This is a genomic window from Methylobacterium sp. Leaf118, from assembly GCF_920984675.1.
In the GTDB taxonomy this organism is placed as follows: domain Bacteria; phylum Pseudomonadota; class Alphaproteobacteria; order Rhizobiales; family Beijerinckiaceae; genus Methylobacterium.
In genome coordinates, this window is record NZ_CAKLBV010000014.1 from 47,095 (window position 1) to 71,969 (window position 24,875).

25 protein-coding genes are annotated in these 24,875 nt (G+C 67.3%); 10 read left to right on the forward strand and 15 right to left on the reverse strand.

Annotation, left to right across the window (positions count from 1 at the left end; all coding sequences use genetic code 11):
• Positions 1 to 66: 66 nt before the first annotated feature.
• The 6 genes from LW587_RS08555 to LW587_RS08580 all read left to right on the forward strand — a co-directional run bounded on the left by LW587_RS08555 (position 67) and on the right by LW587_RS08580 (position 15,720).
• Positions 67 to 10,023: a tape measure protein gene (locus LW587_RS08555; protein WP_232629166.1), complete on the forward strand. Its 9,957-nt coding sequence runs from the start codon at positions 67 to 69 to the stop codon at positions 10,021 to 10,023.
• The gene (locus LW587_RS08560) at positions 10,023 to 11,744 is read left to right on the forward strand and encodes a hypothetical protein (protein WP_232629167.1); all 1,722 of its coding nucleotides are present in this window, start codon (positions 10,023 to 10,025) and stop codon (positions 11,742 to 11,744) included. Before LW587_RS08555 ends, LW587_RS08560 begins: the two co-directional genes overlap by 1 nt.
• Entirely contained in the window at positions 11,744 to 12,607 is an 864-nt protein-coding gene (locus LW587_RS08565; RefSeq protein WP_232629168.1) for a hypothetical protein, read from the forward strand. Before LW587_RS08560 ends, LW587_RS08565 begins: the two co-directional genes overlap by 1 nt.
• Positions 12,607 to 13,818 (forward strand): hypothetical protein, encoded by a 1,212-nt coding sequence (locus LW587_RS08570; protein ID WP_232629169.1) that lies wholly within the window; start codon positions 12,607 to 12,609, stop codon positions 13,816 to 13,818. Before LW587_RS08565 ends, LW587_RS08570 begins: the two co-directional genes overlap by 1 nt.
• A gap of 11 nt (positions 13,819 to 13,829) precedes the next feature.
• Positions 13,830 to 14,402, forward strand: a complete 573-nt coding sequence (locus LW587_RS08575; RefSeq protein WP_232629170.1) for a hypothetical protein — start codon at positions 13,830 to 13,832, stop codon at positions 14,400 to 14,402.
• A 448-nt stretch (positions 14,403 to 14,850) separates the two neighbouring features.
• Entirely contained in the window at positions 14,851 to 15,720 is an 870-nt protein-coding gene (locus LW587_RS08580) for an N-acetylmuramidase family protein (RefSeq protein ID WP_232629171.1), read from the forward strand.
• 280 nt (positions 15,721 to 16,000) lie between these two features.
• Here LW587_RS08580 and LW587_RS08585 read toward each other — a convergent pair whose 3' ends face one another.
• Positions 16,001 to 16,237, reverse strand: coding sequence for a hypothetical protein (locus LW587_RS08585; RefSeq protein ID WP_232629172.1), 237 nt, complete (start codon positions 16,235 to 16,237; stop codon positions 16,001 to 16,003).
• A gap of 82 nt (positions 16,238 to 16,319) precedes the next feature.
• On the opposite strand from LW587_RS08585, the gene LW587_RS08590 reads away from it, so the two are divergent.
• Genes LW587_RS08590 through LW587_RS08605 form a run of 4 tightly spaced genes read left to right on the forward strand, consistent with a single transcriptional unit; the run spans position 16,320 to position 18,202 of the window.
• Positions 16,320 to 16,883 carry a hypothetical protein gene (locus LW587_RS08590; protein ID WP_232629173.1) on the forward strand — a complete coding sequence of 188 codons (564 nt, stop codon included), beginning with the start codon at positions 16,320 to 16,322 and terminating at the stop codon, positions 16,881 to 16,883.
• Between the two features lie 4 nt (positions 16,884 to 16,887).
• Complete coding sequence (locus LW587_RS08595; RefSeq protein ID WP_232629174.1) at positions 16,888 to 17,316, forward strand: hypothetical protein; 429 nt, start codon at positions 16,888 to 16,890, stop codon at positions 17,314 to 17,316.
• A 14-nt stretch (positions 17,317 to 17,330) separates the two neighbouring features.
• On the forward strand, positions 17,331 to 17,630 hold the full coding sequence (locus LW587_RS08600) for a hypothetical protein (RefSeq protein WP_232629175.1): 300 nt from the start codon (positions 17,331 to 17,333) through the stop codon (positions 17,628 to 17,630).
• A complete protein-coding gene (locus tag LW587_RS08605) occupies positions 17,627 to 18,202 on the forward strand; it encodes a hypothetical protein (RefSeq protein ID WP_232629176.1) in 576 nt (191 codons plus the stop codon). Before LW587_RS08600 ends, LW587_RS08605 begins: the two co-directional genes overlap by 4 nt.
• Positions 18,203 to 18,325: 123 nt before the next feature.
• Here LW587_RS08605 and LW587_RS08610 read toward each other — a convergent pair whose 3' ends face one another.
• The 14 genes from LW587_RS08610 to LW587_RS08670 all read right to left on the reverse strand — a co-directional run bounded on the left by LW587_RS08610 (position 18,326) and on the right by LW587_RS08670 (position 24,874).
• Positions 18,326 to 18,832, reverse strand: a complete 507-nt coding sequence (locus LW587_RS08610; RefSeq protein WP_232629177.1) for a hypothetical protein — start codon at positions 18,830 to 18,832, stop codon at positions 18,326 to 18,328.
• 186 nt (positions 18,833 to 19,018) lie between these two features.
• Positions 19,019 to 19,618 (reverse strand): hypothetical protein, encoded by a 600-nt coding sequence (locus tag LW587_RS08615; RefSeq protein WP_232629178.1) that lies wholly within the window; start codon positions 19,616 to 19,618, stop codon positions 19,019 to 19,021.
• 2 nt (positions 19,619 to 19,620) lie between these two features.
• The gene (locus tag LW587_RS08620) at positions 19,621 to 20,076 is read right to left on the reverse strand and encodes a hypothetical protein (protein ID WP_232629179.1); all 456 of its coding nucleotides are present in this window, start codon (positions 20,074 to 20,076) and stop codon (positions 19,621 to 19,623) included.
• Positions 20,077 to 20,342: 266 nt separating this feature from the next.
• Complete coding sequence (locus LW587_RS08625; protein ID WP_232629180.1) at positions 20,343 to 20,549, reverse strand: hypothetical protein; 207 nt, start codon at positions 20,547 to 20,549, stop codon at positions 20,343 to 20,345.
• 40 nt (positions 20,550 to 20,589) lie between these two features.
• A complete protein-coding gene (locus tag LW587_RS08630; protein ID WP_232629181.1) occupies positions 20,590 to 21,363 on the reverse strand; it encodes a metallophosphoesterase in 774 nt (257 codons plus the stop codon).
• Between the two features lie 3 nt (positions 21,364 to 21,366).
• On the reverse strand, positions 21,367 to 21,738 hold the full coding sequence (locus LW587_RS08635; RefSeq protein ID WP_232629182.1) for a hypothetical protein: 372 nt from the start codon (positions 21,736 to 21,738) through the stop codon (positions 21,367 to 21,369).
• A gap of 4 nt (positions 21,739 to 21,742) precedes the next feature.
• Entirely contained in the window at positions 21,743 to 22,294 is a 552-nt protein-coding gene (locus tag LW587_RS08640; RefSeq protein ID WP_232629183.1) for a hypothetical protein, read from the reverse strand.
• On the reverse strand, positions 22,291 to 22,572 hold the full coding sequence (locus LW587_RS08645) for a hypothetical protein (RefSeq protein WP_232629184.1): 282 nt from the start codon (positions 22,570 to 22,572) through the stop codon (positions 22,291 to 22,293). The genes LW587_RS08640 and LW587_RS08645 overlap by 4 nt, the downstream gene beginning before the upstream one ends.
• Positions 22,569 to 23,114, reverse strand: a complete 546-nt coding sequence (locus LW587_RS08650; RefSeq protein ID WP_232629185.1) for a hypothetical protein — start codon at positions 23,112 to 23,114, stop codon at positions 22,569 to 22,571. Before LW587_RS08650 ends, LW587_RS08645 begins: the two co-directional genes overlap by 4 nt.
• Complete coding sequence (locus tag LW587_RS08655; protein ID WP_232629186.1) at positions 23,104 to 23,271, reverse strand: hypothetical protein; 168 nt, start codon at positions 23,269 to 23,271, stop codon at positions 23,104 to 23,106. The genes LW587_RS08650 and LW587_RS08655 overlap by 11 nt, the downstream gene beginning before the upstream one ends.
• Positions 23,268 to 23,546 carry a hypothetical protein gene (locus LW587_RS08660; RefSeq protein WP_232629187.1) on the reverse strand — a complete coding sequence of 93 codons (279 nt, stop codon included), beginning with the start codon at positions 23,544 to 23,546 and terminating at the stop codon, positions 23,268 to 23,270. Before LW587_RS08660 ends, LW587_RS08655 begins: the two co-directional genes overlap by 4 nt.
• Positions 23,543 to 23,665: a hypothetical protein gene (locus LW587_RS24030; protein WP_269780312.1), complete on the reverse strand. Its 123-nt coding sequence runs from the start codon at positions 23,663 to 23,665 to the stop codon at positions 23,543 to 23,545. Before LW587_RS24030 ends, LW587_RS08660 begins: the two co-directional genes overlap by 4 nt.
• The gene (locus LW587_RS08665; RefSeq protein ID WP_232629188.1) at positions 23,658 to 24,461 is read right to left on the reverse strand and encodes a hypothetical protein; all 804 of its coding nucleotides are present in this window, start codon (positions 24,459 to 24,461) and stop codon (positions 23,658 to 23,660) included. The genes LW587_RS24030 and LW587_RS08665 overlap by 8 nt, the downstream gene beginning before the upstream one ends.
• On the reverse strand, positions 24,458 to 24,874 hold the full coding sequence (locus LW587_RS08670) for a hypothetical protein (RefSeq protein ID WP_232629189.1): 417 nt from the start codon (positions 24,872 to 24,874) through the stop codon (positions 24,458 to 24,460). The genes LW587_RS08665 and LW587_RS08670 overlap by 4 nt, the downstream gene beginning before the upstream one ends.
• Between the last annotated feature and the right edge of the window lies 1 nt (position 24,875).

The window sequence follows — 24,875 nt, forward strand, 5'->3', positions numbered from 1 at the left end:
CCTCCCTCACCAGCGGCGCGCACCATTGCGCGACCGGCCGGGGGACCGCAACGCCATGGAGCGATCATGGTCGCAGTCAATCAGATCCGCGACGAGTATCGGCTCGAAGCCCGGGCAGATGGCGTCAACGAGACGAAGGCCGCCGCTGAAGGATTGGCCGGCGCGGTCGATAAGGTCACGACCTCGGCCGATAAGCAGGAGCGGAAGGTCATCAGCGTCCAGCGGGCGCTGGAGAAATTCGCCGCGTCCAACGATCAGGCCTTCAAGGCGCAGCAGCAGGTGGAGCGTGCGCAGGCCCTGGTGAACCGCGCGTTCGAGCAGGGCCTCTCGGGTACCCGCGCCTATGAGCGTGCCGCCGCCGCTCTCGCCGAGAAGCAGGCGCATCTGGCCCGCGTCACTGCCCAAGTTGCGGCAGCGAACGACAACGCCGCTGCGAAGGCGCGCGGCGGCTGGTCGGCGCTGTCCGCGCAGGGCGCCGCTCAGGAGAAATCAATCCAAGCGAACGAGCGGGCGGCGGCGCAGTGGCGCAACCTCTCGGCTCAGGGGTCGGCGCAGGCGCGATCTCTCGAAAATCTTCGAGCCGCCAACGACAACGTGGCCACAGGCTTCGCCGCGCAGGGCGCCCAAATCGGCGCGCTTCTGCCCGGCTACAGCAAGCTCATCGCACTGGCTGGGGCCCTCGGCGCCGTCTTCACGGCCGGACAGTTCGTCCAGACGGTCACCAGCTTCCAAGCGATCGAAGCCAGCTTGAGGGCGGCCACGGGATCGACCGAGGCAGCGCAGTCGGCCATGGCCTTTGTGCGCTCGGAGTCGGACCGGCTCGGTCTCAGCCTCGGCTCGACGGCCAAGGATTTCACCTCGTTCGCTGCGGCAACCCGCGGCACCGAACTGGAGGGCGAGAAGACCCGGAAGGTGTTCTCGGCCGTGGCCGAGGCCGGCACCGTGCTCGGGCTGTCCGCTGACGATATGAGCGGCGCGCTGCTGGCCCTAAGCCAGATGGCGAGCAAAGGCACCGTTTCCTCCGAAGAGCTGCGCGGCCAGCTTGGCGAGCGGTTGCCCGGCGCCTTCAACATCGCGGCCAAGGCGATGGGCGTCACCACCTCCGAACTTGGTAAGATGCTCGAGCAGGGGCAGGTGCTCGCCTCGGACTTTCTGCCGAAATTTGCCGACGCGATGCACGAGGCGTTCGGGCCCGAGGCGGCGAACGCGTCCAAGAACCTCCAGGCCAACCTCAACCGCCTCCAAACCGCAGTCACCGACCTGTTCCTTGCGGCCGGCAAAGGCGGGCTCACCGAGGCGCTGAACGACGCCGTGCGCCAGACGACGGCGTTCCTCCGTTCGAGCCAGGACACCGCTGCGGGCGTCGGCGGAGCCCTCGCGTCCGGCCTGCGGACGGCAGCCACCGCTTTCCAGTTTTTGCGCCAGAACAGCGAGCTTGCCGGCGCCGCGCTGGCGGCCCTTCTCGCTCTCCGTTTCGGCCCGTCGATCATCGAGATCGCGGCCGGCGCGGCGCGCGCTGCATCGATGGTAGGCGTCTACGATGTCGCCACGCGGCAACTCGTGGTCAGCCAGACCGCGGCCATCGCGTCGAGCCGAGCCCTGTCGGTGGCGATGGGCGCCTTTGGCGGGCCGATCGGGCTTGCCCTGACCGCCGCGGCGGCTGGCGTCGCCTACCTCGCCCTCCGGCAGGACGAAGGCACGAAGGCTGCCGAGGCGCAGGCGGCAGGTCTCAAGACCCTGGATGCCGCGCTTCAGCAGCACAAGGGCTCGCTCGCGAGCGCCTCGGATGAGACCAAGAAGTTGGCCGCCGAGCAGCTCGCTGCAGCTCAGGCCGCTGTCGAAGCTGCCCGACTGCGACTTTCACAGGCTCAGGCCAAGGCGGCGGACAACTCCCCCCAAGTTGGTGTGGCGGGTTTCGAAGCCTTCTCCACAGCCGCTGGACAGGCAGAGGACGCGAGCTTCCAGCTGGGCGCGGCTCAGGCTGATCTGGACGACAAGGTCCAGCGCTCGGATGCAACGATGCGCCGCCTTGCGGGCACCGCAACGGATGCTGACCGAGCGCTCCTCGGACTCCCGCCGACCATCAGCGCCGTGACCGCTCAGGTCGATGCTGCCATCCCGAGCATGCAGAAGTACGGCGACGCGCTGTCGAAGCTAATCGCCATGGTGCCGGAATTGGCCAAGGCGGTCGAGGCGCAGGGCAAGCTCACGCAGGCCCGATCGCTGTTCGACGAAGGGACGGTGAGCGCTCAGAAGGCCTACCTCAAGGGCGAGATCTCGCAGAATGAGATGGTCGACCGCGTCGCAAAGGTGAAGGAGGTCTACGAGCGCGCGACAAGCACCGTCTCCGGCTACGAGGATGCGCTGGCCAAAGTCGATACGCGGATGCGGTCCGCGTCGATCGGCGCCATGGAGGCACAGGCCGGCGAGGTCGCGAAGCTGCGCGACAGCCATGACGCTTATGTGAAAAGCCTGAGCGAGGGCGAGCGCGCAAGCCTCACCAGCGCTCAGCGGAACGATCTCGTTGCCAAGTCGGAACAGGCGCTGGCCCAGGAGATCTCCAACGTCAATTCGAAGTACGCCGAGCGGGAAGCAAAAAAGGCCGGCTCTTCGGCGACGAAGGAGGCCGCGAAGGACGCACGGGAGGCCACGCGCGAGTTTGAGAGCTTCGAAAAGCAGGCTGACGCTGCGTTCCAGAAGCTGTTTCCCGAAGAGGCCCTGAAGAAGAAGGGCGAAGCGCTCCAGGCCCTGCTGGACAAGTTCCGCGATCAACTCAATGCGGTCGACCCGCGGCTTGTTCAAGCCATGGAGACCAAGATCCGGCTCAACCTTGATGGCAAGGATATCGAGGGCATCAAGGGTAAGACGGACGACCTCTCGAAGGAGATGTCCAGCGCCTTCCGCGGCGTCTTCGACGAGATGTTCTCGGCCGGCAACAAGGGCTTCGACGGGCTCTTGGCCAGCTTCACGAAGAGCTTGAGCCGGATCGGCACCCGTCTCTTGGAGAGCACCTTCCTGACCCCGCTGTTCGGCGGCGGCAAGGAGGGCGGGGCCAAGGGCGGTCTGGACCTGTTCTCGAGCTTCGACTTCAGCGGGATCGAGAAAGCCGTCAGCGAAGGCTCGTTCTCTGGCATTTTCGACGGCATCTCCGAGTGGCTGAAGCCCGGGGGTGAGGGCGGCAAGGGAGGCTTCGCCTCATCGAAGCTGGGCGGCGGCCTCATGGCAGCCGGCGTCGGCGCTTCGATCGGCTATTCCTCGCAGAACCCCATTATCGGCGCGGTGGGCGGTGGTCTCGCGGGCTTTGCAGCCGGCGCGGCGGCGGGCGGCACCATGGGCCCGATCGGCGCGGTGATCGGAGCGGGCGCCGGGCTGATCGGCGGGCTCCTCGGGCAGGCGGACGCAAAAAAGGCGGCCAAAAAGAGGATCCAGGATCAGCTCAAGGCCTACCGCGAGGCCTACGAGGAGGCCAAGCCCCAGATCGACCAGCTGCGCAAGACGCTGCGGGGCGAGTCGTTGGGCGCCGTCGGCGCGCAGATCGACGAGGCGTTCCAGCAGGCCAAGGCGGCGAACAAAACGGCCTCCCAGGGCGGCGACCAGAAGACCGCCGACCAGATCATGGTCGAATACACCCAGTTCGCCTTCCGGCTGCGTGACAGCTTCATGCACGCGTTCGAGGGCACCCTGAAGGAGGTCGCGGCGGGCTTCGGCACGAGCGGCCCGTTCGCGCAGGCGGCCGCCGCGGTGACGACGCTCGGCGAAAGCCTCAAGGCCTTCGTGAAGGACAGCGAGAGCCTGCCCGAGGCGGAGAGCAACAGCGCCCGGGCGCGCGCCGCGGCGATCCAGGCGGCGCTCGCCGCGATCGATCCGCCCGAGGCCCTGTCCGACACCCAGCAGGAAATGGCCCGGATCAACGGCACGGCCGCGGGGCTGGAGCGCGTCCTGCGGGATCTCGGCATGTCGGCCGAGGCCGCGGCGGTGGCGATCCGGGACAAGACCGCGACGGCCATGGAAGCCCTGCGCGCGCAGTTCTCCGCTGACCTCGGCGCCAAGATCAACGAGGCGACCGGCAAGGGCTACCTCAACGAGGTCGCCGACTTGATCAAGGAGCGTGACGGCCTGCTGGCGGACGCGCAGGCGATCGGCGCCGGCACCGATCAGGTCTCCGCCTACTTCCGGGCTGCGGCGCAGGAGATCATCAACGGCTCCGAGCTGACGGGTGACGCCTTCAACGCGCTGGTGACCCAGTTCCCGGCGCTCCAGGGCGCCGTCGTCGAGTTCGGGCAGGCGGTCGACACCGCGGCGGCCAAGGCCGAGGCGGCGGCCCGCGCGCTCGGGTATCAGGACCGCGCCTTCGCGGCCGGAAACGACACCAGCACCCAAGCCGGCGCCCTTGCCGCGTTCGCCCGCCGGGAGGCCCAGGAGCGGGCCGCGGAGGTCAAGGCCGGTGGTCAGGCCATGGCCGACCTCGAGAAGGCCCTGGCGGCCGAGCGCGCCGCGATCATCCGCGACTTCGCAGCCCAGGCGCTCGAGGCCGAGAAGGCCACGGCCGAGGCGAGCGCCCGCCGCGTGCTGTCGGCGGAGGACCGGCTCTTCGCCGCCCTCAACGACACCTCGACCTTCGAAGGCAAGCTGGCCGAGATGACCCGTCAGCACGCCCAGGAGCGCCTGGAAGAGGTCGCGGCTGGTGGGCAGGCTTTGGCGGCTCTGGAGAAGGCGCAGGCTGCCGAGCGGCTGAAGCTGTACAAGGAGGCCGGCGAGGCGCAGGCCGCCGCTTTGAAGGAGGCGCAGGCCTTCCTCGACGGTGCGGCCAAGAACATCAAGAGCTACCTCGACGGGCTGAAGGCGGGGCCGGAGACGAACCTGTCGCCCGGCGCCCGCCTCGCGGAGGCGCAGAAGCAGTTCGCGGCGCAGATGAAGCTCGCCAAGGGCGGCGACCGCGACGCGCTGGGGTCCATCACGCAGTACGCCGATCGGCTGCTCGACGCCGGCCAGGCGAACTTCGCGAGCGGCAAGGGCTACCAGGACATCCTCGGCGCGGTGACGAAGCAGCTCGGGGCTCTGCCGAAGCAGGTGTCCGCCGAGCAGCTGATCGTCGATGCCATCAAGGGGCAGACGAAGGATCTCCAGACGGCGCTGAAGGCCAACAGCCCGGCTCTGATCCAGAAGGCCCTCGCCAACGACTTCGCCAGCATCGACCTCGACGCGTCCGGCGGCCTCACCGAGGCTGAGTTCCTCGCGGGGATCGGCGATCTCGCCACGGAGAAGGAGCAGCGCGAGGCCCAGCACCTTTTCAAGATGCTCGACACCAACGGCGACAAGCTGCTGAGCCGGACCGAGCTGATGCGCGGCCAGCTGCTCATGGCCCTGCAGGTGGACACCCCCGCCGCCATGGCCGCGGCGCTCAAGGCGAACTTCACTTCCATCGACGTCAACAGCGACGAGCTGCTCACGATCGACGAGTTCAAGGCGGCGCTCGGCCCCCTGGCCACCGAGAAACAGCAGAAGGATGCCAACCACCTCTTCCGGGTGCTCGACGAGAATGGCGACAGCACGATCTCCCGGCTGGAACTGGCCCGGTTCGAGCTGAAGGAGGCGATCAAGGCGAACTCGCCCGACCTGATCCAGCGGGCCCTCGCCCTGGATTTCTCCAAGCTCGACGCCAACACCAGCGGCTCGCTCACCGAGACGGAATTCCTGGCCGGCCTCGGCGACCTTGCGAGCGCCAAGCAGCAGAAGGATGCGCTCCACCTGTTCCGGGTCCTGGATCGAAACGGCGACAAGCTCCTGGACAAGACGGAGCTGATGCGGGGCCAGCTTCTGATGGCGGTCGAGACGAAGTCGCCTGCGGCCCTGGCGACAGCGATCAAGACCAACTTCCCCGCGCTCGACCTGAACAAGGACAGCTTCGTTTCGCTCGACGAGTTCAAGTCCGCGCTCACCGGCCTCGCCACCGAGCAGCAACAGAAAGACGCACTGAAGGTCTTCAACGCCATCGATCTTGACGGTAATGGGCTGCTGGATGAATTGGAGTTGGCACACGCCGAACTGAAGAAGGCCATCGAGGACAACAGCCCGGAGCTGATCCGCGCGGCCCTCTCGACCGAGTTCGGCAAGATCGACCTCGACGCATCGGGCGGCCTCACCGAGACGGAATTCCTGGCTGGGCTGGGCGGTCTCGCCAGTGCGAAACAGCAGAAGGACGCGCTGCACCTGTTCCGCGTGCTCGACAAGAATGGCGACAAGCTGCTCGACCGCACCGAGTTGATGCGGGGGCAGCTCCTGCTGGCGCTCGAAACCAAATCCCCTGCCGCGCTGGCGGAGGCGATCAAGACCAACTTCCCGGCCCTAGACCTGAATGCCGACAGCGTCCTTTCGGTGGAGGAGTTCAAGTCCGCGTTGTCCGGGATCGCGACGGAGCAGCAGCAGAAGGATGCGCTGGACGTCTTCAAGGCGATCGATCTCGACGGCAACGGCGTCATCACGGCGGTCGAGCTGTTCCACACGCAGCTCAAGGATGCCGTCGAAGCCAACTCCCCCGCGGCCATCCAGAAGGCCCTGGAGATGGACTTCGATGCGCTCGACAAGAACACGAGTGGGTCGCTGACGGCGGATGAGTTCGTCGCCGGCCTCGGCCCCCTCGCGACCGAGAAGCAGCAGAAGGATGCCAACCACCTCTTCCGCGTCTTGGACACCAACGGCGACAAGCTCCTCGATCGGACCGAACTGATGCGCGGTCAGCTCCTGACCGCCATGCGGGTCGACGGCCCGCACAAGATGGCGGCCGTCATCAAAAAGAACTTCCCCGCGATCGACCTCAACAAAGACAGCTTCGTCTCACTCGAAGAATACAAGTCGGCACTTGGCGGCCTCGCGACCGAGCAGCAGCAAAAGGATGCCCTTGCGGTCTTCAATTCGATCGACAGCGACGGAAACGGCTTGCTCTCAGAACTGGAGCTGACCCACGCAGAGCTGAAGGCGGCGATCGAAGCGAACTCGCCCGGGCTGATCCAGGCCGCCCTGAAGGCCGATTTCGCGGGTATCGACCTCGATACCTCCGGCAGCCTGACCGAGACCGAGTTCGTCAACGGCCTGAAGGGGCTCGCCACCGAGAAGCAGCAGCGGGACGCGGCGCACCTGTTCCGGACGCTCGACCGGAACGGTGACCGGCTGCTCGACGAGACCGAGCTGATGCACGGGCAGCTGGCCCTTGCCATCGCGGCCAACAGCCCCTCGGCCATGGCCACGGCGATCCACACGAACTTCCCGAAGCTCGACGTCAACGACGACAACGTCATCACGCTCTCGGAATACAGCGAGACCATCAAGGGGCTCGCGACCAAGAAGGAGCAGGAGGACGCGTGGAAGCTGTTCGACGCCATCGACAAGGACGGCGACAAGGTCATCACCAAGCTCGAAGCCGCGCTTGTGGCGATCGGGACCGCGAACACGAACATCGGCGATGTGAAGTCCGCCATCAACGACAACTTCCGGACGCTGGACGAGGACGGCAGCGGCGGCCTGAGCCTGACAGAGTTCCTGAAGCCGTTCGGGACGCTCGCGACCAAGGCGGAGCAGGACGCAGCGAAGCTGATCTTCCAGAGCATCGACAAGGATGGCAACGACATCATCACGAAGCTGGAGACGACCAGCTCTGACTTGGAGGATGCGATCAAATTGAACAGCGCTTCCGCATTTGCGACTGCGCTGAAGGACAACTTCCCCACCATCGACGTTAACTCGGACGGCGGGATCACCTATGCCGAGATGGTCACGGCGCTCGGCCCGACGGCGACCAAGGCGCAGCAGCTGGCAGCCGAGCGCCTGTTCCGGGAGTTGGACAAGAACGGCGACGGCACAATCACCAAGCTCGAAGCGGTCCGAGGCCAGTTGCTGGAGCAGTTGAAGCACAATGGCCCCTCTAAGGTGGCCTCTGCTATCTCCCGCTCGTTCGAGCAGATCGACCTCAATGCCAACGCTGCCATCGACTGGAAAGAGTTCGTCTCGGCCGTGAAGCCGGAGACCGAGGCCGAGCGGATCGCCTTGAAGAAGGTCTTCGACAACATCGACCAAGACGGGAACGATCTCCTTGATAAGATGGAGACGACGCGCTTTGACCTCCAAGAGGCGATCAAGACGAACAGCGGCTCCGCGTTCGCGACGGCGCTGAAAGATAACTTCCCGACCATTGATGTGAATTCCGATGGCGGGATCAGCTATGACGAGATGGTGAAGGCGCTTCTGCCGCTTGCCACGAAGGAGGAGCAGGCGGCGGCGAAACTGCTCTTCGACAGGATCGACAAGGACGGCGACAAGATTGTCACTAGGGTAGAGGCGGCCCAAAGCCAGCTTCTCGCGCAGTTGAAGCACAACAGTCCGAGCAAGATGGCATATGCCATCGCCCGGTCCTTCACCGAGATTGACCTAAACACAGACGCCGCGATCGACTGGGAGGAATTTGTCTCCGCGGTGAAGCCGGAGACGGAAGCGGAGCGCAAGGCTCTCAAGGCTGTCTTCGACAACATTGATCAGGATGGCAACAATCTACTCACCAGATTGGAGCTGACACAATCCGACCTCAAAGGGGCGATCGAGGCCAACAGCGCGTCTGCGTTCGCGACCGCGCTCAAAAACGACTTCCCGACCATTGACGTCAATTCCGATGGCGGCATCAGCTATGAGGAGATGGTGAGAGCCCTGGGCGGGAAGGCGACGCAGGCCGAGCAGCTGAAGGCCGAGACCCTGTTCCGGGAACTCGACAAGAACGGCGATCGCACGGTCACGCAGCTGGAGGCGGCTCGCGCTCAAATCGTCGAACAGTTGAAGCACAACGGCCCGTCGAAGGTCGCATACCAGATCGCCCGGTCGTTCACCGAGATCGACCTCAACGCGAACGCCGCCATCGACTGGAGTGAATTCCTGAATGTCGTGAAGCCCGAGACGGAAGCTGAGCGGACTGCTCTCAAGGCGGTGTTCGACAGCATCGACGCGGACGGCAACTTGGTCATCAGCGCCATTGAGGCGGCGAACGCCGCGATCACCGACGCGGTGAAAGCCAACGACGCCCAGGCTTTCGCCACGGCGCTCGATGACAACTTCAAGACACTCGACACGTCGGTCAACGGCGTGCTGGACAAGACGGAACTGGCCGCCGCGATCAAGGGGCTGTCCACCGATGCCGAGATCAAGGCGGCGAACGAGTGGCTCAAGCTGATCGACACCGACAACGACGGAATGCTCACCAAGACGGAGACCATCGCGGGCCGGCTGCATGGTGTGAAGCTCAACACCAAGGACATCACCGAAGTCAAGAACAACACCGGCAACACGAACACCAACGTGAAGGGCGGCAATGAGTACGCCAAGCTCTCCAAGATGGCGCTCGACGCGATCAAGAGCCTGTCCGGCAGCCAGAACAGGATCCTCGGCGAGCTGAAGGGGTCCTCTGATCTCCAGAAGCAGCAGCTTGAGTTGCTGACCTCGCAGAACACTCTGGACCCGACCAAGCCAATCATCCTGGGCGACCAGACCCTGCAGAACAACATGATCACGGCGCTGAACAAGATCGTGTTCAATACGGCGAACACCGTCATCGCCATTAAGAGCGGCGAGAAGTATGGCGCCTGGTCGTATGCCTCGGGCGGCTACACCGGCCCCGGCGGCATGTACGAGGCGGCCGGCACGGTTCACCGCGGCGAGATCGTGTGGTCGCAGGCGGACATCGCACGGGCCGGCGGCGTCGCCGCGGTCGAGGCGCTGCGGCTTGGGGCGGCGCCCATGCAGGCGATGGCCATGCCGGTGCCGATCGCCAACGACAACGGCGCGCTGGTGGCGGGCATGCAGCGTCAGATCGCGCTGCTGACCCAGACGGTCGCCCTCCTCCAGGCGGGCAACCGCATCGCGAAGGAGGGCTCCGAGAAGGTCGTCTCCGCCGTCGAGGAGAACACGGAGGAGGTCGCCGAGCATCGCGGCGACGACAAGAAGCGCGAAGCCCGCCAGATGGCCGTCGCTGGGGGGCGCCGCTGATGTCGCGCTTCACGGACCTGCTCGGCGACCCCAAGGCCGAGAAGCGCTTTCTGGCGATCCTGGAGCCCTACGACCCGGCCGCCAGCACCGTGCGGACGATCTACCTCTCGACCCACGGCTTCATCACGGAGCCGGGGGAGACGCCCGCGAACACCTACTTCGAGCCGCGCCTGAACCGCCCCTACAGCTTCACTCGTTCGCTGTTCTCCTCGGGGAAGCTCGGGGGGCGGTCCCTGCCCGGCGCCGGGGCGGTGGTGCTCAATAACGGCGACGGCGGCTTGGACATCCTCGCGACCTATGCCTGGGGCGGCCGGCGGGTGCGGGTCTATCTCGGCGGCGACGGGTTCGCCCTCGCCGACTACGGCCTGATCTTCGAGGGCACCGCCCAGGGACTCGCCTACGCGGACGGCGAGATCACGGTCAATCTGCGGGACCTCGCCTACGTTTTCGAGCGCGAGATCCAGCCCAGCCAGTTTGCCGGCACGGGCGGCGCCGAGGGCTCCAGCGACCTCACCGGCAAGCGCAAGCCGCTCGGCTACGGCATCCTCCGCAACGTCGAGCCGATCTTTCTCGGCGCCTCGGCTGGGCTCAACCGATACGCCTTCGGCACGGGGGCGAGCGTCGGCGTCCTCGCCGTCTACGACCGCGGTGTCCCGCTGACCTATGCGGCCTCGCCGGCGCCGGGGCAGTGGAGCGTTGATCTCGCGACCAGCACGATCACGCTCGGCGGCACCGCGAACGGGCCCCTGACGGCGGACGTGATCGGCCGGCGCTACCTCACCGCGACGAGCAGCACGAGCAACACCGTTGGGACCGGATCGAAGACCTTCGCCGTTGCCACCGGGCTCGCTCTCGCGGTCGGGATGCGGCTGCGGATCGCCCGGACGGCGGATCTCGCTGGCACGTCGATGGACGGGCTCATCACCGCCTACAGCGGCACCAGCCTGACCGTCACGGTGGACGGCTCGCGCGGCTCCGGCACCTATACGGACTGGACGATCAGCCCCTGGGGCACGGTGGCCGGCATCCTGCGGGACATCGCCGTCGGCATGGGCGTGACCGTGTTCGACACGGCGGCGCTCGCCGCGCTCGACACCGTCCAGCCGGCGACCATCGGCTACTGGATCCCCGAGGGCGGCACGGGCGGGGTGATCCTCGACGCCATCGCCGACGGCACGGGCGCTTACTGGGGCTTCGACCGCGGCGGCCAGTTCGAAGCGGGCCGGGTCGACGTGCCGGGCACGCCGCTCGCCGCCTATGACGCGTCGCAGGTGCTCTCCCTCGAACGCCTCGCGACCGAGGAGCCGTCGTGGCAGGTGCTGGTCCGCTACCGCCGCAACTGGCGCCCGCTCTCCACCGACCAACTCGCGGGCGTGGCCCTGGCGAACCAGACCGCCTTCGTCACCGAGTGGCGCACGGCCACAGCGCAGAGCGCCGCGGTCCAGACCGCCTACCCGCTGTCCAAGCCGCTGCAAGTGGACAGCCTCTTCGATGAGCCGGCCGCTGCGCAGGCCGAGGCGGCCCGGCTGCTCACGCTCTTCGCCGCGCGCCGCGACTACTTCCGCGCCCGCCTCAAGGTGCAGCCGCTCGCGACCGAGAATGGGGACACGACCCTGATCATGCACCCACGCTACGGGCTCGCCGCCGGCAAGGCCCTGCGGGCGATCGACGTCACCTTCGACATGGATGCCTACGAGGTCGAGTTGGGGCTCTGGGGCTGATGGCGCGCATCCACATCCTCACCAACCCGCGCAGCGACGCGGGCACCTTCCTGCCAGGCATAGGGGACTGGGTGCCCAGCCTGCCGCTTGCCAACCTCAAGACCCAACAGCCCAAGCAGGTGGCCCGCTCGACCTCGCTGGACGCCTCGGCAACCCGCTTCGCCATCGACCTCGGCTCGCAGTGGTTGGTGCCGTCCTTCGCGTTGATCAACTCCAATCTGACCCGCTCCTCCAAGGTGCGGATCAGGGTGTCCAACAACGCCGACGGCTATGATCCGATCCTCGACGTGACCGTGCCGGGGGTGCCGCCCAACATCGCATGGGGGTCGCTCCCATGGGGCCAGTTCCCGTGGAACGGGTACCGTGACGACGCGCTGCCGGCCGGGCAGGTGACTTTCTTCCAGGCCTCAAAATCCGTCTTCGGCCGCTACGTCCTCGTCAACATCACCGACCCGAACAACCCGGCCGGCTACGTTCAGATCGGGCGGTTCATGGGGGCGGCGGCCTTCGTCCCCCGTTACAACATGGCCTATGGGGCGGCGCTGAAATGGATCGATGAAACCCGCGTCAGCAAATCCGTGGGCGGCCAGAAATGGTTCGATGTTCGCCCGAATTTTCGCAGCTTCCGTGCTTCGTTCAACTTCGCGACCCAAGGCGAAGCCCTTGGCGCGGTCTACGATATGCAGCAGCGCGTCGGCCTCTCCGGCAATCTGCTGGTGATCTACGACCCCGAGGACAGCGCCGACGTCATCTTGCGCCGAACGATCTACGGCTCGCTGACCGAGCTGTCCGAGATCGTCACCGCCAATGAGACGGCGGACACGCCATACGCCTGGACGCTGGCAGTTGAGGAGTTGATCTGATGGGCTGGCCCCTCGTTTTCACCAACGGCAAGACTTTCACCGAGGCCGACACCGAAGGCTTCAACTATACCGGCACTTTCCCTCTCATCGCCGAGGAGATGGTCAACGAGGCGCAGACCCTCATCGCGGCGGTCGGAACCGCGAGGCAGCTCGCAGACGTCATGAAGGCCGGGCCGGTCGCGAGCGTCCGCCGCCGCGGCCGGGCCCTGGTCGGGGTTGTGGCCCTCGACCCGATGGACGTGGTGCTCGCCACGCCCGTGCTCAACAGCCTGTTCCGACCTGGCTTCGTGCCGGAGAGCGGCGCCTTCTCGCGAGCGTCCACCGGCACCTATTTCGACGCGGGCGGCATCCTGCGCACGGGCGCCTCGGGAGCGCTCCGGTTCGCCTCCGATCGCTCGACGGGCGAAAACCTCGGCGCGTTGATCGAGGAGGCCAGTACCAACTTTCTCCTCCAGAGCGACACCCCGGCGACGCGGACGGTCTCGCTGGCGGCCGGCACCTATACTCTCTGGGTCGAGGGAACCGGATCGGCGGCGCTGTCGGGCGGAACGGCCAGCGGAACGGCGACCGCGGCTACCCCCGTCACCTTCACCCTCGCATCGACGACCTCCGTCACGGTCACGGTCTCGGGCACGCTGACGCGCTATCAGCTTGAGACGGGCTCGTTCCGCTCGACGTACATCCCGACCACCACAGCGGCAGTGACCCGGGCGGCCGACGCCTACCAGTGGACGCTCCCGACCGATTTCTGGAACCCCACCGAGGGCACCTTCTATCTTGATGCGGTGACGGCACCTGGCAAGGCCCCCGTGAACTCCCAGTTCGCGTTCGAGTTCGGCGACACCACCACCAACAATCGAGTCTCCGTCCTCCGTCAGCCGACCGGCGCACTCTCGGTTCAGGTCGTGATCGGCGGTACCGTCTATCAGACCAGCCCTCCGAACAGCTTCATCCCCGACAACACCCGCTTCCGGCTGGCGTTCGCCGTGGCCGCGGGCGGGCAGCTCAACGTTTCGCTGAACGGAGATTTTTTCACGCAGCTCAGCGTGCCGGGTACGGCCCTGCCATTGGCGACGGTGTTCCGCGTCGGCGACCGCGCGGGCGGCGCCCGGACCTGGAACGGGTCGATCCTGCAGATCGGCTACGCGCAGCGCCGCCTGCCCTCCACCTACCTCCCCCTGATCTCGGCCGTGCCGCAGACCGTCTACTGAGGACGCCACCCATGCTCGACCTGTACCTCACGGCGCCATCCGAGGCGGACCTCGCCGCGGCGCTGCCGATGCTGCGCGTCCATGACGACAAGCACGGCGACGTCTGGCAGAGCGCAGGGCTCCACCACGCCATGGATGCCGGCTTCGAATTCCCCGACGCGCCGGGCTACCACGCCAACCTCCGCCTGCTGGACGGGCACCCCGATCGTGCCGCCATCCTCGCCGCCGCCGAGCCGTTCCGGGTCGAGCCGGCAACGCCGCGGCGGGTGTTCGCGGGCGGGGTGGAGGATCAGCCTGTCCCGCCGATCATCTCGGACCGGCAGTTCGCCCAGCGGCTCGCCGAGATCGGCATCATCACCCGGGACGAGGCATTGGCCTTCGTGAAGCGCGGCGACGTGCCGGCGGCGCTTCAGGCCGCCATCGACGCCATTCCCGGGGAGGCCGACCGCTTCGCCGCCGACATGCAGGTGAGCGGCGCGACGGTGTTCGAGCGCTCCCACCCGAGCACCCTCGCGCTCGCTCAGGCCCTCGGCTGGTCATCCGCGCAGATGGACGACCTCTGGCGCCGCGCGGCCGCGCTGTAGCCCCGACCCGCTCGCTGTGCCGCTGGGCTCAGCATCGTTGAGCGACGGTTTCGGACCAGCGATTTCCTGGGGATCGATCGGGTCATCGATCGTGCGGTGCCGCCACAGATAGATCGTCATGCCGTCGCTTGGATCTGCGTCGCAATGGAGCGACGCGCTGGGCCCGCCATCCTCAGCGTCGAAATACGCGAAGGCGCCGCGGTCTCGACACCAGGCAACCTCTTGGACGCCGGCCCACTCGTCGGGCGCGTCCTGCCACACGCAGGAGGCAAGAAACGGGCGCCCCGTTCTCGGCGCCGACTCGGGCGGGAACCAAAGCTCAAGATCCGCCACGGGCAATTCACGACCCCTTTCGCGAAGTGCCTTCGTAACACGCCTCGCGCCGACCGGGCCAGCGCGCCTCGCCACCCGGCCCGAGCCCGACACCCCTGACAATCTGGAGAGCACCATGACCTCGTCATCCGCGGTCGCGGACGCGTTCGCGCGCGTGCGCCTTGCCGGCTTCACGGGCCGCGCGACCAAGCTGAGCGACCTCGACCTTCCCCGCATCGGTCACACGATCGGCGTCGGGGAGGACGAGATCCACGCTGTCATCGAAGTCGAGGCGTCGGGCGGTGGCTTCGACGCGCTCGGCCGGCCGAAGATGCTGTTCGAGCCGCATGTCTTCTACCGCAACCTGACCGGCTCGGCCCGGGCGCAAGCCGTGCAGGCGGGCCTCGCCTACGCCTCGTGGAAGCCCGGCAGCTACCCGAAGGACAGCTATCCCCGCCTCAAGTCGGCGATGGCGATCAGCGAGACCGCGGCCCTGAAGGCGGCCTCCTGGGGGCTCGGACAGATCCTCGGCGAGAACTACGTCGCGGCCGGCTACGAGAGCCCCCAGCAGATGGTGCTGGCGTTCGTGGAGGGCGGCGAGAGCGAGCACCTGGCCGCGATGATGCGCTTCATCGTGGACAAGCGGCTGGACGACGAGCTGCGCGCCCACAACTGGGCCGGCTTCGCCCGCGGCTATAACGGATCGGCCTACGCCCAGCACGGCTATCACACGAAGCTCGCGGCGGCTTACGCGAAGTGGCGGAAGATCAAGGACACGCCGTGGTCTCCGGATCAGGACGCGGTGGGCAAGCCGGTGCCTGTCCCGCCCGTGACGATCGATTTCATCCCGCCGCCGTCCGCTGGGCCGGCGTTCGCCCCTGCGGCGCGCAACCCCAGCTCTCCGCCCGCGCTGGCGCCGGCACCGCCCCAGACTGTCGCGCCGGCACCGCGGCAGTCCTTCGGCGCCTGGCTCTCGTCGCTGCTGTCGCGCCCGTGGTTCGGGTGATGGGCGCCCCGCACAAGCTGCCGGCGACGATCGCGGGAGCGCGGTCGGGCGTGAGCGAGGCGTAGTCCCTCACGGACCTTACGCAACCGGGTTTGCCTCTCACAGAAGCCGGTTTCGCTTAACCCAACCCCGCCGCTGGCCGGGCCAGCCGCCGAAGCCGCCTCGGGAGCCATAGCCCCGCGCTGTCGGCCCTCTCCGGCCGGCCCAAACCGACGCGGCGCGCGTCTGGCGTCGGTTTTGGCCGGCAATAGCAGCGCACTTCAACCGCTTATTCGGGCTTCTACCTCGTTCTGGCGCCGAGCATCGGCAAGCCAAGCCTGCCTCTGACACCTTGGATTTCAGCCGTGCTCTCGGCGTCCAATTCCCTCGACAGCCGGTAGAGCACTTCGCACTCGTCATCGGTGAGCCGAGGATCGTCCGAGTAGTTCTGCGGAAGTTTCGCCGTGAAATCCGTACCTTCGCAAGCCCGCACATGGGCCATGTAGCGCTTCAACAGTGCGGCGTGATCGACGAGCATCTCTGAGGCTCCTGATTGCGCTCAGGCTACCGCACCCGCGCCGGCCGGGCCAGCCGCGCCCCCTCCCACATCGAGAGAGACCATGACCCGCATCCTTCTCGCGGCGCTGGCGCTCGCCTGCGTCTGCTCTCCCGCGCTCGCCGAGACCGTCACCGTCAATGGCCAGCCGGTCGTCGTCCTGCCCTGGGGCGATTACATCGCGGCCCTGGCGGTCGCCCTGCGCGAGCCGATCCTGACGATCCTCCTGCCGATCGTCGCCGGCTACGTCATCCAGGCCATCCGCCGGGTGTACCCGTGGGCGGCCCTGTTCCTCTCGCAGCGGCGCGTCGAGATGATGCTGGAGGCCGCCGTCGGCTACGGGCTCAACGCGGTCCAAGGCGCCGCCAAGGGCAAAACACTGTCGGCCAACGTCGCGGTGCCGGTGATCGCCAAGGGCGCGCAGTACGTCATCGATAGCGCCCCGCCCGCCGTCATCAAGGCGGCCGGCGGGGCGGACGGCATCGCGGCCCGGATGTTCCGGAAGCTGGATCTCGACGACCACGCCAACGAGGCGAACGTGCTGGTGCCGGCGCTCGACCGGATCGGCGGGTTCGCGCCGCCCACCGAAGAGGATCTGCGCGACGCGGACCGGATGACCCGCGGCTGATCCGGTGCTTCTCGCCGAGGCCCAAGCGCAGACGGCAGAGGCCGCCAAGGCCGCTGCCCAGGCTGCTGACGTCTACATCAACCAGGGCGTCCTCGGTACGACCTGCGTCGTCTTCATCCTGCTGTTTCTTGGCGCCTGCCTCGTCATCCGGGCGCTCTACAAGGACCTGAAGGCGAGCCACACTGCTGCGCTCGCTGCTCAGGTCGCCGACCGCGAGAAGGTGGTGCTCGCCATCAACGCGGCGGCCTCGGCAGCGGAAAAGGCCGCGACGGCGCAGAGCAGCCTCGCCGCCGCCCTGGAGACCAACAAGGACGCCAGCGAAGACCTCACGAAGCAAGTCGAGCTTGCGGCACAGGAGACCCGGCACGCCGTCGGCAACATCCTGGCCGCCATCAACGGCCTCGCCACGCAGGCCGCCCGGGGGCGCCCATGATCTGGAGGCGCGTCATGTCGTGGTTCTTCCCTCGCCCGCCCGAGATGCCGGATTCCTCCGCGCTCGACGCGATCCTGGCTCAGAACATCCAGGCCCAGCAGAGGGCAGCCAATGCCGCCGAGGACGTCACCGCCGCAGCCGACGACAATCGCGAGCACGTCGAGGCCGCCGTGGGCGGCTTCAACGCCCGCACCGCCGCCCGGGTCCGCCACCGCACGCAAGAGCCATCCACCAGCGGGCCTCGCGCCGTGGTCGATGCCGCCGTTCGACAAATGAGGACGCGCGCCGAGCGCGCCGAGGAGAGGGCGCGGTGATTTACAACCAGGGACCCGAGGGAATCCGGCAGGTGCTGTACCTGACGTCGCTGCTGCTCGTCGTCGGCTACCAGACGATCAACGTCTTCGTCCCGAACGCCGACATGATCGTCTCGACGCGCATCCTGGCCGCCGGCATCTACAGCACCGTCGTCTATGCCTACGCCCGCGACGCCTGGGAGGCGGTGCGCAAGCCCGAGCCCGACAAGAGCGACTACCTCATCCTCGGGATCTGGCTGTCGTTCGTTTCGCACCTCGCCCAGACCACCTACGCCATCATCTACCGGCTGGCGGACGCGCCGAAGTGGCTCCTGAACGCCGAGGTCGTGCCGTTCATCGTCGGGGTCTCGATGGTGGCGGCGATCCTGCACGTCGCGGCGACCGGCGGGATCAAGGAGGGCGTGCCGCGCCGCAGCCGCGTGGCTCTCGGGCTCGGCGTCGGCTGCGCCGTCATCATGGTCGGGGCCATCATCGCGACCAGGCCCGACGTCGCCCCGGTGATCGAGCGGGCCCGGCCTTGGATCGGGGATTGGTTCAAAACAGGAAGCCTAGGTGGTCCGCCGCCGGCATGAGGGACGAACCGCCCCCGCTCACCCGTTGACCCTGTGATCCCTTCCAGAGGGCTCGACAGACTCAGCCCCGCCCGGGAAACCGCGGCGGGGCTTTTTCATGTCGAGAGCAGCGCTCTTCCCGACCTACCGTGCCGATGGAAAATACCCAGCCTTCCAGAGGTGGATGTACCTGTCCAAGGCGACGAGGGCGTACCCGATCGGATCGTCCGGCCAGCCGCCTTCCGGCACGAGGCGCCGGAGCGCAGCGGCAACGCGCTCCTCCTCCAGGCTGTAGGGACGAGCGTGCAGGTCGCGGCGCTTGAGAGCGTCAATGGCCTCAAGCTCCAGGGTCCGGGCTTCATCGTCTGGGACCGGCGACCCGTCAGGCCGGCGCCACAGGTTGTCGGAGGGCGCCGCGCCCACCGCTGCTGCGATGGCGTCGGCGATGACCGTCACGCCGTCCGCGCTGATCCGCCCGCGCGAAGCGCCGCGGCCGTGGATGACGTGCCCGCCCTCCTCCAGCCGGTTCTTGATCTCATGGGCGACTCGGGCTCGGCCGTCGGGGGATCGAATATCCGGAGCGATGCCTCGTAGGAGCAGTTCGTCGAGGCTGCGGGCTGCGGGCAAATTGGCATCGGGCTTATCGTTCATCGGCAATCCGTCCGCATCAAAGCCAACAGACGCCACCCTCCCATGCGGGGGTGGAGGGTGCGGATCGGCGCTCTCGCTGTCACAACCTGAACGCGGTAGCTACCGACCGAATGGGATCTCAGATCCCCGGCAGATGTTCCGACGCGGGGATGACGCAGGGGGGGCATTCCGCCCGGCGCCATCCGGTTATCCGATCTGCTCGCCCTCACCCTCGTCCTGCTGTTTCTTGATCGCCTCGTCGAGCTTGTCGGCGATCTGCTTGGCCTCGGCCGCATTCTGGCGCAGGAGCGCCAGCAGATCGCGACAGACCCCGGGCGGGACGCGTCGCCGCCTCGAGCTGCCGTCGGCCATCCACGCTCGGACTCGCGCCGTGTCTCCGAGCCCCAGCGCTCGCGCCATCTCGGCCTGCCAGTGATCCGGACCGTAAAGCGTCTCGCCGATCTGGCGCAGCACCGTCGGGGTGAATTGCGTGGTCAGAGCAAGATCGCGCTGATCCTGGCCGCGCTGGTGGTAATAGCCCATCCAGTACGGGCCTTGGTCCTCGATCTTGACCGGGCCCTTGGGCAAGCCGCCGGCCGGCAGGATCGCCAGGATGCCGTCCCCTTTCGCGTCGGGGAATGCCTTGAGTAGCAGCGGGAGCCCGACGGCCGGGCGCGTCAGCAGCACGTCGAGGAGCCCCGTATCGGAGACGCGGCGGTCGGAGCGGCGCAAAAATGCGCCCTCAAGGCGACCGACGACGCGGCCGAGGAGATACATCGGGTCTGTGGAGTCGAGGTCGAGCGGCATCGTCAGCCCCGCATGATCGTCTGGATGGTGCGGGCGCTGGGCTTGCCGCCCTCGGTCGCGTCGATCCACGCTTTGGCCGAGGTCTTCGTGGCGAGCGCCGCCGCCATGCTGGTGCATCCGCGCGCCACCTGGGCAAGGGCCGCATCGACCGCGGGGCTCGCAAAACTCGCATTGGCGAGGGGCTTGCCGTCGATCATGACCGATCGCAGGGCGCCGATCTCAATGGCATTCTGGATCGCCGAAGCACGGATCTCGGACGCCCAGGCGATTTGCTTCTCGGAGCCGGTCAGGGCCGGCGCGTCGATCAGATCGATCGCGAAGCCGACGATCATATCGTTGTTCTGGCCGGCGGTTTTGGGGGAAACGGTAATGTTCATGATCGCCTCCGGAGGCTGAGTGTCGGCGGCCCCGTGGCCCTCCGATGCACCTTGTTTAAGGTGCGGATTGTGGCGCGTCAAGCCCGCCCGGCGCCGGCCCCCACGACCCCGGCGAGCAATCCCAGCCCTCGGCTCGCAGCCGCTCGTAATGCGCGTGCATGTCCTTCATGACGTGACCGCCGCGGTGACCGCAGGCCGCGCACCGGACTTTCCTCCCGAGATCGTCCCGGGTCATGCGGGGGTCGAGCGTGTCGAGCCGAATCACCGCGCGGTGCGGGCAGTGGAGCCCGTTGCAGTAAACCACGATCGACGTATCGCCTGAGGCGAGCCAGTCGGCGACGGTGGGGTTATCGCTCACGTTCCGCTGCCCGCTCGGCTCTCTCGCGAGCAAGCGCCCGCATGGCTTCGGCGTAGAGATCGACCTGGCTGCCAGGGATGGCGATGCCGGTGTCACGTCGGGCCGCGATCCGCCGGGCCAGTTCCTCGATATCGGCTGACGTGAAGGCCGCGGCCGGCTTGGTGGAGAGGTCGAGGCTCGCGGCAGAGTCGGGCATCCCCGGAGCCTACCTGGGGGAGGGCGGGGAGGCGAGGGGATCAGACCTCGATCACGAGCGCCGGATCAAAGCCGCTGACGTTCTCCCGGCCGTAGCCATGGGGGTTGCAGAGCACCCGCGTGCGGCCGACCCGATAGTCACACGAGGCGTGAGTGTGCCCATGGATCCATAGGTCGGGCGCCCACGACTTGATGTGCCACGTCAGGTCGCTGGCGAAAGCGGGGTTGAGCGGATCGCCCTGGAAGTGCGGGGCGATGGAGCCGGGATGCGGCGCGTGGTGAGTTATGACGACGGTCGGGCCGTCGAAGGGCTCGGCGAACAGGCTATCGAATGCCACCAGCGTCTCGTCGTGCAGGGTGAAGGCGTCGGTGGTCGTGAACCTCCGGCGATCAGGCCCGAGCGCTATCAAGGCGTGGTCGTTCATCTGCCGACTGGCGACCATTTGGGTCAGCACCTCGTCGCCCGGTTCCCCACGGTCGAGGCAGTAGTCGGTCCAAAGCGTCGCCCCGATGAAGCGCACCCCGCTGATCGTCGCGGCCTGGTTTTCGAGGAACGTGATGCCGTGATCGGCGGCGGCTACCCGCCCGCGCGCCAGCTCCTCCCGCATCTCGCGCTGGTAGAACGAGTGATTGCCCGCCACCGTGACGATCGGCGTTGGGCGCGGGAAGAAGGAGCGCAGGAAGGCGAACGCCTCCGGCATCCCCTCACAGACATCGCCCGCGCACACGACGACATCCGCGCCGGGCGCCAGCGAGGGCTCCCAGGACAGCGCTCGGGCGTCGAAGTGCAGATCGGAGAAGACGTGGAGGCGCATGTCTCAAGACCTCCCCTCATCTCCAGCCGAGGGGCTGGGATCGGGAGCGGTGGGGGAGGGCTTTCGCTTCCGAGGCTTGGTGACCTTGTAGCCGTGGCGCTCAAGGCACTCGGCCATCTCGGACAAGGCAACGAAGTCGAGGTCGTTCGCGTCGCACGCTCGGACGCCGCTGTTCCGGCTGACGATCACGACTTGAGACCAATCGGCGTGCGCCTGAGAGACTACCATCCCCGCGCCGAAGTGCGTTGCCAGCGGATCGCGGCTCCGAACAGACCATTGCAGCATGGCGGCAGCGATTTGTTCTCCAATCGGACCGTCGCGCCGGAGATCGGCCATGTAGTCGTTGTAAAGGACGGCGACCGTGTTGAAGCCCATGGGCCTACGCCTCCTGCTCTGCGGGTAAGGGGTGGGGGAGAGGATCTGGCGTCTCGGCTGTGCCGACCGCGCCCTCGTGAACCGAGCCCGTGCCGGTCTCGGCCCTCTGGGCTTCGGTCGCTGACGCGGGCGCCATATGCTTGAGCGTGGACTGCCACCACTCGGCCTCGCCGAGCCGCCCGTTGCAGTAGCCGCCGGACCATGCTGCTTCGTCGCCGATCGGCGTGTAGGTCTCGCCGTCCTCGCTGATCCCGTCATCGGGCGACTTCTCGGCGGCCATGCGGTGGCGCCAGTAGGCCATCTGGCCGTCGGCTTTAGCGCGAAGCGTCTCGATCACGTCGCGCTCGGCGTTCGCCGCGTCGCGCTGGGCGACGACCTTGTAGCCGATCTCCCGCCGGAGGGTGGCGCGCACCTCTTCGATCCGCGTCGCGGCTTCGGCCAAGAGGTTGCGGGCGTCGTCCAGGCTGTCGAAGCCGCACAGGCCGGCGCTGGCGACCTCCTTGCGGACGAGGGCTACGAAGTCGTCGTTCGATAGGCCGGGAAGGTGCAAGATCATCGGTTAGCCTCTCTCTCAAGCGCAATCCCCTTGTCGATCCAGTCGATGCGGGACTGCGGCCCGCCCTTCTCGACCACTGCCGCCCGAAGCCGGATCAGGGCTTCAAGCTGCGTTTCCGGCGGGGGCTTGGGACGTGTCCGCAGGAACTCCGCAAGCGCGTCATGGGCGGCCATCGCCTCGGTGACGGTCTCGTAGATTAGTTTGACGTGCGGGCCTTCCGGGCAGCCGGAGTGGCCGGCAAGGAAGGGATCACCGAGGGCTTTGCGGAGATCTGTCATCCGCGCGTCCCCTGGGTGGCGAGAAGCTTGGTCGCGGTGCGCAAGTCGTTTCGGGTGATCCGGCTATCGAGTAGGCCACGCGGTATCGGCCCCACCGGCTCGCCCTGAGACAGAATGGCCGCGAACGGCTTCAGCCCAGTCTCAAGCGCGTTCGTGCGCTCTTGAAGCCGTTCGGCGACGCGGCGCCACGAAGCCGCTTCTTCCCGCCAGCGCTGCCGATCGGCCGCGAGGCGCAGGGTGCCGTCGAGCCCCTGCTTCATCTGCCGGACCAGCGCGTCGGGGTCATGTCCCTCGGTGACAAGCTCGGCGCGCAGATCATCGCCGCTCATGGCGAGGATGCGGTCGACCTCGCGGTCGTCCTCCTCGTCCGCCGCCACAGCGCTTTCAGGTTGGCGTTGCGTTCCCCCCAACCGCCGACGCAGCACGCTCAACGCATCCTGAAACACCTCGTGCGGGCTCTGTGGCCGGGCGTGGTCGCCCATGCCGAGGATGGTCAGGAGTTCGGCCAGATCGGCCTGCGCGATGTCGGTGTCAGTCGCCATTTGTCGCCTCCACAATCAAAAGCCCGGGCCAAGCGAAGGCCCACCAGGCGGCAGCCGAGAGCAGATCGAAGGGGCCGGGCAGGACGCGGGCGCGATTGGCGCCAACCACGAGGCCGATGCCGGCCCACCACGTTGCGGCGAGAGCGAGCCAGATCATGGGCGAGCCTCCTTTGAAGGCGTGCAGCCGCATTCGTCCCACTGGCAGTCATCGACTGCGAAGATCAGGTAGCCAAAGCCGCCGCACCTGACGCAGTACGGGTTAGCTGCCCGCGGCGGCTTGATCTGCTGGGCCCTCGCAGCGTCTCGCTGTCGGAGGAGGACATCGCGCCGCTTACGCGCTTCCGCTTTCACGGCCTGCGGCGCGCAGGTGTACATGATGGTTTCGCCCTCGCCGTCGATCCGTTCGTCCAGGGTGAGGGGTAGAACGCTCATCGAATCCCCCATGCTTCGCAGAGAAGCCCGACCATGAAGGCGAGCCAGATCAGGCACGGGATCACCACGCAGGTAAGCCCGCACGCGCAGAGGATGAGGATGCCAAGGGTTTCAGCCATGGTGCTTCTCCTGTGAGTTGGGTGCGGTGAACGACATCAGCCGCCGGCCGAAGGCGTCCAGCGCTTCGACGTAGGCGGCGTCAGCCTCGCCCTGCTCATCCCAGCGGCGGCGGCCGTCCTCGTCGCTCTCTTCCGCCATGCAGGCGACGCCGCTGTTCAGGGCATCCAGCACGACCTTCCCATGCGGTCCCACAAGCTGCGACGACTCGCAGGCTCCGTAGCCATCTGCGGTGTCGAAGCTCTCAGATTTCCACGGGCCCTCGGATGCCTTCCTGGCGAGCGGCCGGAGGCGCTGAGCCCCGTCGCAGGCCGCGACATGGATGGCCGGATCCAGCGGCAGCAGCGTGTAGACGAAGTCGATGCTGAGCAGCCCGGATCGGCTCGGGTGCGGATCGTGATAGAGCGCGCCGTCGCGCATCACGACCATGTGGTGGATGCCTCGGTCGGTCGGGCCGCAGGCGAGATACAGCCCGTCGAACGACTTCGCGCCGTCGTCTCGCACAAGGTCGAAGCCGTGGCTCTGCGCGAAATTGATGAGCCCGAGGTGGGCCTTGCCGTCCGGTCGTTCGACGAAGTTCGGCACGTCCCGCATCGGGAGGCCCAGGAGTCCGGCGACTGCCGCTTGCATGCAGTTGCCCTTGCGGCCTTCGCCGTGGAGCACGGTTTGATCGTGCCATCGGACTGAAGGTGCGGCGCCGCGCGAGGGATGGTCGCCCGCAGGGCCGAGACCGGAGGACTCGGGCGAAGCCGACCAGCCCGGTGCCGGAGGCACGCGCCCTGTGTTCTCTGTGCTCATCCCGCCCTCCCGATTGAGGGGAGGGAAGGCGCGGGGGCGGAGTAAGCCAGATCGGTCGGGTGAACACCGACGGGATGCTCGCGGCCGTCGATCAGCACGAGGACGTGCGCCGTGCATTTGCCGGGATAGAGAATGGTGCCGGCCTGCCCCTGGGACGAACCGCATCCGGTGTACGTCACACGCTGGCCGACCTGTGGATCTACTTCATAGCGCTGGCGCACGTAGCCGTAACCATCATCGGTCGGCGGGACTTCTCGGCGTCGCAACGAGGTGATCCGCAAGAATGCGCCGAAGCTGATGTGGCTGAATGCATCGCTCCGCCACGCCGCTGCCAGTGCCTTCCCGCGGCTGGGAGCCGTGATGACTTCGGTCCCGTAGCCTTGGACCGATACGTCGTAGAGATTCCAACCCATG